Annotated in this window: 11 protein-coding genes and 1 riboswitch; all 11 genes read right to left on the bottom strand. The window is 35.9% G+C overall.

Annotated elements, in window-relative coordinates; all coding sequences use genetic code 11:
* Positions 1–19: 19 nt before the first annotated feature.
* A complete protein-coding gene (locus tag ABH961_RS13565; RefSeq protein WP_000574107.1) occupies positions 20–805 on the bottom strand; it encodes a DUF3388 domain-containing protein in 786 nt (261 codons plus the stop codon).
* A 139-nt stretch (positions 806–944) separates the two neighbouring features.
* The gene (locus ABH961_RS13560) at positions 945–1,193 is read right to left on the bottom strand and encodes a DUF3243 domain-containing protein (protein ID WP_000114455.1); all 249 of its coding nucleotides are present in this window, start codon (positions 1,191–1,193) and stop codon (positions 945–947) included.
* Between the two features lie 75 nt (positions 1,194–1,268).
* Positions 1,269–1,982 carry an elongation factor P 5-aminopentanone reductase gene (gene ymfI / locus ABH961_RS13555; RefSeq protein ID WP_000759593.1) on the bottom strand — a complete coding sequence of 238 codons (714 nt, stop codon included), beginning with the start codon at positions 1,980–1,982 and terminating at the stop codon, positions 1,269–1,271.
* A 99-nt stretch (positions 1,983–2,081) separates the two neighbouring features.
* Positions 2,082–3,368, bottom strand: coding sequence for an EF-P 5-aminopentanol modification-associated protein YfmH (yfmH, locus tag ABH961_RS13550; protein WP_048545969.1), 1,287 nt, complete (start codon positions 3,366–3,368; stop codon positions 2,082–2,084).
* Entirely contained in the window at positions 3,369–4,643 is a 1,275-nt protein-coding gene (gene yfmF / locus ABH961_RS13545; protein WP_048545971.1) for an EF-P 5-aminopentanol modification-associated protein YfmF, read from the bottom strand.
* 220 nt (positions 4,644–4,863) lie between these two features.
* Positions 4,864–5,823: an ABC transporter permease gene (locus tag ABH961_RS13540; RefSeq protein ID WP_000008857.1), complete on the bottom strand. Its 960-nt coding sequence runs from the start codon at positions 5,821–5,823 to the stop codon at positions 4,864–4,866.
* Positions 5,824–6,882 (bottom strand): ABC transporter permease, encoded by a 1,059-nt coding sequence (locus tag ABH961_RS13535; protein WP_098079077.1) that lies wholly within the window; start codon positions 6,880–6,882, stop codon positions 5,824–5,826. It abuts the gene before it with no gap.
* Positions 6,875–8,407: an ABC transporter ATP-binding protein gene (locus ABH961_RS13530; RefSeq protein ID WP_404519501.1), complete on the bottom strand. Its 1,533-nt coding sequence runs from the start codon at positions 8,405–8,407 to the stop codon at positions 6,875–6,877. The genes ABH961_RS13535 and ABH961_RS13530 overlap by 8 nt, the downstream gene beginning before the upstream one ends.
* A 118-nt stretch (positions 8,408–8,525) precedes the next feature.
* The gene (locus tag ABH961_RS13525) at positions 8,526–9,602 is read right to left on the bottom strand and encodes a BMP family lipoprotein (RefSeq protein WP_098137098.1); all 1,077 of its coding nucleotides are present in this window, start codon (positions 9,600–9,602) and stop codon (positions 8,526–8,528) included.
* A 92-nt stretch (positions 9,603–9,694) separates the two neighbouring features.
* Positions 9,695–10,420 carry a GntR family transcriptional regulator gene (locus tag ABH961_RS13520; protein WP_000114176.1) on the bottom strand — a complete coding sequence of 242 codons (726 nt, stop codon included), beginning with the start codon at positions 10,418–10,420 and terminating at the stop codon, positions 9,695–9,697.
* Between the two features lie 233 nt (positions 10,421–10,653).
* Positions 10,654–10,755, bottom strand: a riboswitch (purine riboswitch).
* Between the two features lie 203 nt (positions 10,756–10,958).
* Positions 10,959–13,343: a DNA translocase FtsK gene (locus ABH961_RS13515; protein WP_404519499.1), complete on the bottom strand. Its 2,385-nt coding sequence runs from the start codon at positions 13,341–13,343 to the stop codon at positions 10,959–10,961.
* Positions 13,344–13,464: the final 121 nt, after the last annotated feature.

Raw genomic sequence — 13,464 nt, 5'->3', positions numbered from 1 at the left:
CTAACACCTCAATATTTCTTTAAAAGTCAAACATAGAGAAATTATTTTGCGTACCTTGCTCAATTTCATCTACTAAATTATATTGAATTTCTTCATCATAATCGTTACGCAACTCGATAATATAATCAAAATCATCCAATGTGTATTCTGACTGACTCACAAATACGTCAGGATGTTCCACAACTTTCGTTGCAGGTAATCTCATAATTTCACGAACAAGCTGCCAATGCCTTTCGTTAGCACGCTTTGTTGACACGATTCCATCTAAGATAAAAATATTGTCGTCGCTATACTCATCTTCAATCAATTGACTACGAACAGTTTGCTTAATAAGAGTAGATGATACAAATAACCATCTTTTATTTGCACAAACACTTGCGGCAACAATGGATTCTGTTTTTCCGACACGAGGCATTCCTCGTATCCCGATTAGTTTATGACCTTCTTTTTTCATTATTTCAGCCATAAAGTCTACAAGTAACCCTAATTCATCACGTACAAATCGAAATGTCTTCTTATCATCTGCATCTCGTTGTATGTACCTACCATGTCTAACCGCTAGCTTATCTCTTAGCTTTGGCGGACGATATTTCGTTACCGTTATGTTATCCATCGTATTTAAAATTGATTCAAGTCTAGAGATTTGCTCTTGATTATCACACATAAGGAGTAATCCACGTCGTGCATTATCTACACCATTAATTGTGACAATATTAATGCCGAGCATACCGATTAACGAAGAAACGTCACCAAGCAAGCCAGGTCGGTTTTTATGTATTTCATATTCAAAATACCATTCAATCATCCAAGATCACTCCCCTTGCTTACTTTACACCTACGTACTATATTATATGATTTCACCTTAATAGGGAAGCTAAATGTATAATCTATCCCGTTCAATTATTATACAAAAAAAATAGAGAGGAGAATCTCCTCTCTATTTTTTACTTATGCTGTACAAACTTCACCATTAAGTTTGCGATTGTATGTTGCTCTTGTTCATCAGCAACTTTCCAAAGCTCAGACAATAATTTCTCTTGATCGTTGCGCGCTTCTACTTCATTTGCTAAATAATCTCCAACACGAAATGCCATATCTGATACAGCACCACCATCAAGACCTTTTCCTGATGCCTGTTCTAAACGTTCTCCTAAAAAGCTCTTCCATTGATCAAAATTATCTAAAACTGACATGTGTAAGCACCTCACTACTTAGTAATAGAATCATGCTTAATTTGTACAGTTTTTCATTTTTTATGTAAGAAATTTTTAGCAATGCCAACCACCATTTACTCCGATAATTTGTCCAGTTATGTAAGATGCTCCTGGTGATACGAGGAATGACACTGTTTTCGCTACCTCTTCTGGTAGTCCCAACCTGCCTAACGGGATCTCTTCAGCAATTTCATTCTTATCCTCTTCTGAAAATACTTGTAACATTTCCGTTTCAATTGCACCTGGCGCCACCGCGTTAACCCTTAATCCACTTAATGAAACTTCTTTCGCTAAAGCTTTCACATATGAATTTTGTGCACCTTTTACCATCGAGTAAAGCACTTCACATGATGCGCCGATTTGGCCCCATATAGAAGAAACAAGTACAATATTACCACTTCTCCGCTGAATCATAGATGGCAGCGCCCTTGATAATAATTTATAAATACTCTTCACTTGAAGTTCTACCATATAATTCAATTCATCGTTCGTTACATCTGTTACGAGTCCAAAGATACTCTTCCCAGCTGCGTATACGATAACATCAAGAGGATGTTCAATTTGTTCCCACAACTGCTCTGCCCCATCAGTAGAAGCTAAATTCGCTTGAACAGGAATCACTTCACCCCATTCTTTCTGCAACTCGTTCACTTTCTCTTCACCGTTATTATAATGAACATATACTGTATATCCATCTTGAATTAATTGTTTTGAAATAGCAGAGCCAATCCCTCCGCTTCCTCCAGTTACTAATGCATACTTTTTCATACAATTCCTCTCTTATTTCAACAAAATCTTTCTCCTATAAATAATACCCTCATCTTACAATTTATCAATGATAAGATGAGGGTATTATTATGAAATCTTTTATTTTTTCGGTAAAACTTGACAAACACTCATTTTCTCTTCTGATAATAATAATTTGGCTACTTCTTGTAAATCTTGAACAGTTAAACTTTCTAATACAGTCAATGCCTCAAACAGACTAGATTCATTAAACGCATATCGTGTAAATTGATTTGCAATATATTCCGGCGAATTCAACGAGCGTAAAAAGCCACCTATTTTCTTTTTCTTTACTCGTTCTAATGCCACCTCATCTAATTGATCATAATTTGTATTTAGTAAAATGCTTTTCAAACGCTCTTCCAGCTCATCAGGTTGCTTCGTATCGCCGCCAACCATTGCAAAACCGAAGTTATTCTCTTCCGTATAATCATACGAGAACGAATCATCAATAAGACCTTCATTATATAAAGATTCGTAATGAACGGAGCTTTTCCCAAATAAATAATCTAAAAGTAACGTAAGCGCAATTTCTTGTTTTAAAAGGGCTTTCCCTTTTTCTTTTAAATTTGTCGCTTTAATACCAACTAAACATTTCGGTGTTTGTACAGGCATGGAAATAATTTTCTTCTTTTCATTTACCTCATCTGGTTCTTCTTCAAATGAACGTACAATTTCTGGCTGGTTTTTATAATCTTTTTTCGCTTGATTTTCACGTACTAAATCCATTGTTTTCTCTGGATCAATTGCCCCCACAACGAACAATAACATATTGCTCGGATGATAAAATGTTTCATAACATTCATATAATAAGTCTTTCGTAATTTTACTAATAGACTCGATTGTCCCTGCAATATCAATTTTAATTGGGTGCTTCACAAACAAGCTATCAATTAATCCAAAGTATAAGCGCCAATCTGGATTATCTTGATACATTTGAATTTCTTGCCCAATAATCCCCTTCTCTTTTTCAACTGTTTTTTCAGAGAAGTAAGGCTCTTGTACGAAGTTTAACAATGTATTTAAATTTTGTTCTACATTTGATGTACATGAAAACAGGTAAGCTGTTCTTGTGAAAGATGTGAAAGCATTTGCTGATGCTCCTTGTTTACTAAACAATTGGAAAGCATCGTGATCTTCTTTTTCAAATAATTTATGTTCAAGAAAATGAGCAATTCCATCAGGCACACGAACCATTTCTTCTTTACCTAATGGTACGAATGTATTATCCATAGAACCATATTTTGTCGTAAACGTTGCAAATGTTTTATTAAATCCTTGCTTTGGTAAAATATATACATCTAATCCATTAGGAAGTTTTTCATAATAGAGTGTCTCTTTTAATTGCTCATAAACAATTTTCTCCATTTATTCTCCCTCCGTTCCTTGTAAAAAGTAAATTGTATCTAGTTCAATATTTTTAGCAACTTTCACAATCTCTTCTTTCGTCACACTTTCAATGCCTGTAAGCCATTCTTCAACCGGACGCGTACGATCTGAAATAATACCATGATACAGCATCTCCACAAATCCGCGTGGTGTATCAATCGCCTCTAATATTTGATTTTGAATAACACTTTTCGTTTGATGCATCTCTTCTTCAGAAAAATCACCATTTTGCATCGCTAACATTTGTTCTTTAATAATCTCAACAGCTTTTTCATAATTTTTCGCTTCGATCCCTGACATGACAAACAATAAGCCTTTATGACTTTCAAAGCGGGATGCCGCATAGTACGCTAAACTATTTTTTTCACGAACGTTAACGAATAACTTCGAATGAGAAAATCCTCCAAACAATCCATTGAACAATTGTAGCGCAAAATAATCTTCGTCTTTATACGTAATAAATGTACGATAACCAATGTGTAATTTACTTTGTTTTAATTCTTGTTTTTCAACAACTTCTTTTTCTTCATTATTTCTCTTATGAAGAAGTACATTTCTTTCTCTCGCAGGACGCGCTGAAATAGAAAAATACTTACTTACAAGATCCACTGCGTTTTCTGAAATATCACCAATAATGTATAGATCCATTTCATCTTCTGCTAACACTTTTTGATAATATTGATACAAACTTTCATTTGTAATAGAAGAAACAATCTCTTTTTTCCCATGTGCACTTAAACGATACGGTTCTACTTTGCACATTTCTTCAATTAAACGCTCGTTTGCATAGCGCATTTTATCATCGTACGTAGCTTCAATTCGTTGCAAGAGCGCTCTCTTTTCACTTTCTACGATAGAAGGTAAAAAACCATTCCCCTCTGTTGCTGGATGTAAAACGATATCCGATAACATAGAAAGCGCTTTTTCAAATAGCGGTGGTGCATCATGTAAATATACTTCATTTGCAATGTCTACATAAATAGAGATAATATGGTCTTCTCCTTTTTTACTTACATCTACTGCCAAAGAAGATCCGTATAATTCTTCTAAATATTGACGAAGACGAATTACAGAAGGAAGCTTTTCTGTCGCACTTTGCAATACGTATGGCAATAGGGCACGCTCTGTCACCGTCTCCTCATTTAAAGGTGCTTTAAAACGAAATACAAAAGTATTTGTTTTATATTTATCAGTCGGAATAATATGTACTCGCAAACCACCTAACTCATGTAACTGTTGTTCCATTAGTTTCATTTATAGCCCTCCTTTACGTATATAGGAATATTCCTCTTCAATATACAGTTTTTAGAAATGAAAAATCAACTTTTCTTCCTCACTATACTTACATGAGGCTCTTTCTAAAAACTTTCATATGTAAGGAACATAGTAAAATTCCGTATTACATATATTCTATGTAAAAAAGCCCGCACTAATGTGCGAGCTTTTTTATACTTATAAAATACTTATAAAATACTTATCGTTTTCCTTTTTCATAAGGAGTTCCTAATGCTTTCGGAGCTTCAGAACGGCCTACAAAACCGACAAGTGCTAATATTGTGAATACATATGGTAATATCGTTAATAAAACACTTGGAATTTGATCTAATACAGGAATTGTTCCACCTGTTACACTAAGAGATTGCGCAAAACCAAAGAATAGAGCTGCACCTAGTGCGCCTAGTGGATTCCACTTTCCAAAAATCATAGCCGCTAAAGCTAAGAAACCTTGTCCTGTAATAGTTGCCCCTGAGAAGTTATTAGAAATTGACATTGCAAAAATCGCTCCACCAATTCCAGCAAACACACCTGATATACAGACTCCAATATAGCGCATTTTATATACGTTAATCCCCATCGTATCCGCAGCCATTGGGTGTTCACCAACAGCACGTAGACGAAGACCGAACGGTGTTTTATAAATAACATACCAAACAACGAATGCTAAAATAATGGCAATATACGACGTTATTGGTACGTTCGAGAAAAATATTTTCCCTAAAACCGGAATATCCGAAAGGCCTGGAATATCAATCTTTTCAATACGATACTGAATAAAGTCAGTCTGCCCTTTATCAAAAATCTTCTTAATTGCAAATACTGTTAAACCAAGAGATAAGAAGTTAATTGCTACACCACTTACAACTTGATCCGCTCGGAATGTAATAGATGCTACCGCATGAAGTAATGCAAATAACCCACTACCAATTGCCGCAAATAATAACGCAATCCACGGAGTCATCGTGCCCCATGTATCACCCATTAATAAGTTTGTAACAACTCCAATAAATGCACCAAATAGCATTAGTCCTTCTAATCCAATATTTACAACACCTGATCGTTCACTAAATACACCACCTAGTGCTGTAAAAATTATAGGTGCTGATGTATATAACGTACCCGTCACAAGAATGGCTAATATATCTAAAAAGCTCATTTATTTCCCCTCCTTGCTCATGCGTGTAAGCGCCCATCTTAACACATAACTACATGCAACAAAGAAGATGATACATGCAATAATCACATTAATAAGCTCTGATGGTACATCTGCCTCAAAGTTCATTTGAGGGGAAGCACTTTTCAAACCACCAAATAATAAAGCTGAAAGGATAATACCAAACGGATTATTCCCCCCAAGTAAGGCTACGGCAATCCCGTCAAATCCTACTCCTGTAAACGAAGACATTGCTGTCATACTTTGGAATGTTCCTAACCCTTCCATCGCACCGCCAATCCCTGCAAATGCACCAGCAATTGTCATAGAGAATACTACATTGCGAGAAACTTTCATACCAGCATATTGGGAGGCATGTTGATTAAATCCTACCGACTTTAATTCATACCCTAAAGTTGTTCGATCTAATAAGAACCACATTAAAATAGCGATTAAAATTGCTACAACAATTCCCCAGTGAAGGCGCGAACCGTCAGTGATGGAAGCAAGCCAGTCTGAAGATAATGACGCACTCGCTTTGATGTCGTACGTTTTATCATTACCCTCGTGCAAGAAACGCTTAATAATGTCATATGTTACGTATAACGCAATATAGTTCATCATAATCGTTACAATAACTTCATTAACTTGAAATTTCCCCTTTAAATATCCAGGGATGAAACCCCAAATTCCACCTACCAATGCTGCAAATAAAATTGATAACGGAATGTGAAGAACAGCTGGTAGCGAAACTGCATAACCGAACCAAACTGCTGCAAGCCAACCAACTAGCAATTGGCCCTCTACCCCGATATTAAATAAACCTGTTCGAAATGCAAACGCCACTGATAAACCAGCAAGAATAAGCGGGATCATTGTACGAAGCGTTTCACCAATCGCACTTGCGCTACCGAACATTCCTGTCCAAAGCGCACTATAACCAACAATTGGATCATAGCCACTAACTAGCATTACAATTGCTCCGACGAGTAAGCCGAAAATAACGGATAGTACTGGGACTAAAATATTTATCGTTCGTTCTGTTAAAAGTTTTTTAGCCATTTGTACCCACCTGCTCCTTCTTTGTTCCTCCAGCCATTAACAACCCAAGGTGTTGTTCATTTGTTTCTTTCGCATCAACAATTGCTACAATTTTCCCTTCATAAATAACAGCAATTCGGTCGCTAACATTTAAGATTTCATCTAACTCTAAAGATAAAAGTAATACCCCTTTTCCTTTATCCCTTTGTTCTATTAATCTCTTATGAATAAATTCAATTGCTCCTACATCTAAACCACGTGTTGGCTGTGCTGCGATTAATAAATCTGGATCACGGTCTACTTCACGTGCAATAATTGCTTTTTGTTGATTCCCCCCAGATAGAGCGCGTGCTACCGTTTGCTCACTAGGTGTACGTACATCAAACTGTTCAATAAGAGCCTTTGCTTTTTCTGTAATTTTACTAAAATTTAAAATCCCTTTCTTTGAAAACGGATTTTTATAGTACGTTTGCAGAACTATATTATCTCTAACAGAAAAATCAAGAACAAGTCCGTGTTTATGACGATCTTCTGGAATATGACCAATTCCCTCTTCTGTTATTCTTCTAACAGGCCAATTTGTTATTTCTTTTCCTCTAATTGCAATAGAACCTGACTCAACTTTTCGTAAACCAGTAATTGCTTCTATTAATTCACTTTGTCCGTTTCCATCAATTCCTGCAATCCCAACAATTTCCCCCGCACGAACAGTTAAGTCAAGGCCTTTTACAGCAGGTAGTTGACGTGCATCGTGAACAACAAGGTTTGCAATTGAAAGTACCTCTTCTTTTGGCTTCGCGTCTATTTTTTCTGTTTTAAAATTCACTTGACGTCCGACCATTAATTCTGCAAGTTTATTTTCATCCGTATTTGCAACGTCAACCGTTCCAATCCCTTTTCCTTTACGAATAATCGTACAACGATCGCAAACTTCCATAATTTCTTTCAACTTATGTGTAATAAGAACGATAGATTTTCCTTCTTGCACAAGCTTTTTCATAATTTGAATTAGCTCATGAATTTCTTGTGGTGTTAACACAGCTGTCGGTTCATCAAATATTAAAATTTCTGCACCGCGGTAAAGAGTTTTCAAAATCTCAACACGCTGTTGCATACCAACTGAAATATCCTGTATTTTCGCATATGGATCTACAGCTAAGCCGTATTGTTCAGACAGTTTTTGAATTTCTTTAGCAGCTTCTTCAACAGCAATTTTCCCTTTTTTCTTCGGTTCATTTCCGAGAATAATATTCTCTGTAACTGTAAAATTATGAACAAGCATAAAGTGCTGATGAACCATTCCAATACCAAGGTCATTTGCCACATTCGGATTGGTAATGTTTACAGACTTTCCATTAATTTTAATTTCACCTTGTTCTGGTTGGTACAAACCAAATAGTACATTCATCAATGTGGATTTCCCTGCACCATTTTCGCCAAGTAAAGCATGTATCTCACCCTGCTTTACTTGCAGCGTAATATCATCATTCGCTACAATGCCTGGGAATACTTTCGTAATGTTATTCATCTCAATTACGTATTCCATTTTGTTCCTCCTTTTAACAGGGAACATTCCCCTATTACACTATTAACTTATTAAGCAATTCGGAAGTTTTATACATACAAAGGTTAGTTCTATGAACTAACCTTTGCTATTTCTCTATTTATTTTTTTAGAGAAGCTTCATATTCTTTATACTCTTTATCTGTAGCTGGTACTTTAATTTCACCGTCTGTAATTTTCTTTTCAAATTCTTCTACTTTTGTTAAAATTTCAGGGTTAACTTTTTTCACGTTATCAGTTGTTTTTGAAATACCAATACCGTCATCTTTTAAGCCAAACGCTTCAATTTTTCCACCTTTTAACTTTCCATCTTTTGCTTCTTTAGCTACTTTTTCTACAGCTACATCAACGCGTTTTATCATTGAAGTTAATGTTACATTCTCAGGCATACCTTCTTGATGTTGGTCACGGTCAACACCGATTACCCAAACATTTTCACCTTTTTTCTTGCGATTTTTCGCTTCAGTGAACACACCGTTACCTGTACCACCAGCAGCATGATAAATTACATCTACGCCTTGACCGTACATTGCTGAAGCAAGAACTGTACCTTTTTCAGGCTTATCGAATGCTTCTGCATATTCAGATACGATTTCAATGTTTGGATTTACTGCCTTTGCACCAGCTTTAAATCCATTTTCAAATTTACTAATTAAATCACTCTTCATTCCACCAACAAATCCTACTTTATTCGATTTTGTTGACATAGCCGCTACCGCACCTACAAGGAATGATCCTTCATGATCTTTAAATGTAATGCTCGTTACGTTCGGTGCATCTACAACAGTATCCACAATTGCGAATTGTTGTTTTGGAGCTTCTTTTGCTACTTCTTTAATTGCACCTTCTAATTTATAACCGATTCCGAAAGATAAATCATACTTATCTTTTGAAAATTTCTTTAAGTTTGGAATATAATCTGCTTCTTTTTCAGACTGTAGGTAACGATAATTTGTCTTTTCCTTTAATCCATTATCTTTACCAAACTTTTTCAAACCTTCCCAAGAAGATTGGTTGAATGATTTATCATCAACACCCCCAACATCCGTTACCATACCAACTTTGAATTCTTTATCTTCTTTCTTGTCACTACTCGCCTTATCCGAGTTACCACATGCACCTAAAATCGCGCTTGCTGCTAATGTTAATGATAATAAAAGACCTGTTTTTTTCTTCATACTAGAAACCCCTCCTAAAATTATATATATCTCTTTATTCTTACGCTGCTGTCCCTAACTTCTTGCTGTCACCTCCCTAAAATGGAACTTACCTACATACGTTTTCTTAATACGTGGAAGCTAAACTTATCAGCTCTAAAGTAATTGATAGAATATAAGATTGGCTCATCATTTTGATCATAGTGCATTTGTTTTAAAACTAGCAGTGCCGTTTCCGGTTCACATTCTAAAATCGGTGAGATTTTCGGATGATAGCCAATTGGCTCAATGTGAGCAACTGCGTATGTGATACGTTTGTGCGTATTGTTATGTATCACTGTAAGCAATGATTCTTCGTTGTATCCCGATAAATCTGGCAAGATTTCTTTTGCAAGTTTATCGATACAATATACAACAGGTTCCCCATCTGCTGTACGCACACGCTCAATCATTACCGCATTAAAACCGTCTTCACTATTAAACTTCTCTTTTTCTTCTTCTGTTAAACTTGTTGTAGATGATGATAAAAAGATAGTTCCTGGTGTTTTCCCCACACTAGAAATCATATCTGTAATACTAGAAAGTTGTTCAATCCCAGAAGAAAATAACGGCTTTGCATTTACAAATGTTCCTACACCATGTCTACGAATGACAACATTTTCTTCTTCTAAAATACGCAGCGCTTCCCTTAAAGTCGCCCTACTTACACCAAGTTCTTTCGCTAAATCAAACTCTGATGGTAACTTCTGTCTTTCTTTGTAAGCTCCATCTTTAATTTTTTCTTTGATGTGATCAATCACCCGTAAATATAGATGACGACTATCGGATTTTACTGACATAAGACTCCCCCGCATTTCAATTATTCGACCTCTGATGTAAGACTTCTTTTCTCTTTTTTCAACTTACAACATAATAAAAATTGCTAAATACTAAAAATAAGCTTAATTGTCGAATAAATATTAATAATTTTTCAAGATGAAATTTTCACTCTTTACTGCATAAAAAAAACTTCGCACCATAAACATTCCTCATTTCGAGAAAAAGTTCGGCACAAAGATCTCTTACATCCTTTGTTACACACTTTTCCCCTCATAGTCCAGCAATTCATGGTTGCCGGGTAGAAACTTATGGACCTTATCTCCAAGATTATATGAGGCAGTGATTCTTTTCGAAGTAATCTTACCACTTGCTCCCATACGTGTCAACAAAATTTAACATTTTTCTACATTAAATATCGAACATTTATTAAAAACATAATCAAAGTATTCGTATTCTAAAGAATCGCTTCAAATGTAAGCCCTTTCTTAATTACTGAATATAGTATATAACAAAACTAGCATATAAAAAAGCCTAATTGTAAAAACAATTAGGCTTTTTTTATGAACTTTTTTCTTGTACATCATTAATGAGCACTTCTCGTGGTTTACTACCTTCATACGGACCTACCACACCATTCATTTCCATTGCATCAATTAAACGGGCAGCTCGCGTATAACCGACTCTAAACCTACGTTGCAACATAGAAACAGATGCTGTTTGCATTTCCACTACAAGCTGAACTGCTTCATCATATAATTCATCTTCTACTTCCCGCTTCGTATCAGGAACATCTTGTGGAATCATATCTTCTTGATATTGCGCTTTTTGCTGACCAATAACATACTCTACAACTCTCTCAACTTCATCATCGGATAAAAATGCACCTTGTACACGTACAGGCTTCGATGCACCAATTGGTATAAACAGCATATCTCCACGACCTAGCAGTTTCTCTGCACCACCACCGTCAAGAATTGTACGAGAGTCCGTTTGAGAAGATACCGCGAATGCAATACGTGATGGAATATTCGCTTTAATAACTCCCGTAATAACATCAACCGATGGACGCTGCGTCGCAATAATTAAATGAATACCAGCCGCACGAGCCATTTGTGCTAAACGCATAATCGCATCCTCTACATCTGATGAAGCAACCATCATTAAATCGGCTAACTCGTCCACTATTACTACAATATAAGGTAATTCCGGTTGTTTCGCTTCTGATTGACTATTATGTTCTTTAATATGATCATTATATCCTTCAATGTTACGCGTGCCACTATGAGCAAATAATTCATAACGTCGTTCCATTTCACTCACGACTTTTTTCAAAGCTTGTGATGCTTTTTTCGGATCAGTTACAACTGGTGTTAATAAATGCGGAACACCGTTATATACATTTAACTCTACCATTTTCGGATCAATCATCATTAATTTTACTTCATGTGGTTTTGCACGCATTAAAATACTAACAATAATACCATTAATACATACACTTTTCCCGCTACCTGTCGCACCAGCTACTAGTAAATGGGGCATTTTATTTAAACGGGCTAATACAGCTTCACCTGTAATATCTCGTCCAAGACCAATTAACAACTTCTCTTCCGGATGATTATTAGCCTTAGAATCAAGAACTTCTCTTAGCGTTACCATAGATACTTCTGAGTTCGGAACTTCAATCCCTACAGCTGATTTCCCGGGAATAGGTGCTTCAATACGAATGTCTTTTGCAGCTAAAGCAAGTGCTAAATCATCACTTAAACTAACGATTTTGCTTACCTTTACTCCCATATCAGGATACACTTCATATTTTGTAACTGCAGGACCTCTATGTACTTTTGTTACTTTCGCTTTCACTCCAAAACTTTGGAATGTACGTTCTAATTTACGAGCATTCTCATAAATTTCTGCATTTTCATTTGTAACTTGCTTATTCTTAGGAAATTTCAATATATCAAGTGCAGGAAGCTTGTAATCTTTATTTTCTACATTTGAAAATTGCATTGGCGGGGCACTTGTTTCCGCCTCTAAAGATTCTACAATCTTTTCTCCACGCTTTTTCTTAGATTCTTCAACAGACGGAGCCTCTTCAATAGACGGTGAAGTTATTAACTCTGCTTCCTGTTCTTCGCTAATTCGTTTATTCTCTTCTTCATTTACAGGATAATTCTCAGTGAAATTCGAAATAATTGGAGGATCAATTGAGATTTCTTCCATCGGCTCAATAGTCTCTTCTTGTTCTGCAGCACGTTTGCTCCTTGTGCTTCTCGTTGTTTTTTTCTTTTCTGTTTGTTCAGCCGTCCTTTTGGATCTCCAATCTTTATAATCCCCTTGCATTACTTCAAATTGACTTCTAAGGATTCTTCCTACAGGGGCAAGTACTTCTCCAATATGCTTATTTGTTATACAAAGTATGCCGAGAATCACTAAAATAATGCCAATGATATAAGCTCCTACTTCGTCAAATAAAAAGTAACACGTCGCGAACATAAGCGCACCAAACATACCACCGCCTAAATGAACGCTATCCGGCCCCTTTTTCATTTCAAGAAAGAAGTTATCTTTCGTACTCACAATAACAGAAGTATTTTGCACTGCTCCATCTTTCGTAAGAAGGTTAAATAATGTAATATGACTAAACATTAATATCGCCAATACTATTAAATAAAAACCAATTAACCGTTTATTTAAAAGGTTCGGCCATCCACGTTTGATAACAAACGAAACCGATAAAGCTATTACACCTAACACACCAATTATGTACCACTCACCAAAGAAGAAGCGAAAAAATAACACAAACGATTTCCCTACAACACCTAGCTGTAAAATCGTAATGATTGAAAGTGCAAAAAGAGTTAAACCGACGATTTCATAATACAAAGTTGGCTTTATCGTGCGTCTTGCTTTTGCCTTCGTCCCTCTTTGCTTTTGTTTTGCCATTTCTTCACCTCGTGTTCTACATGTAAGTAGGGCTTCCTAAAAAAGCACTACTTACATGTCTGTTTTCTCTATTTTTTCAGGTCTTATATCTTCTATTTTTACACTTCTTGTAAATTGTTAA

This window comes from Bacillus sp. RC251 (genome assembly GCF_044908765.1).
Taxonomy (GTDB): domain Bacteria; phylum Bacillota; class Bacilli; order Bacillales; family Bacillaceae_G; genus Bacillus_A; species Bacillus_A wiedmannii.
Note: the sequence above shows the minus strand (reverse complement) of the source record. Positions and strands in the feature narration are given on the sequence as shown.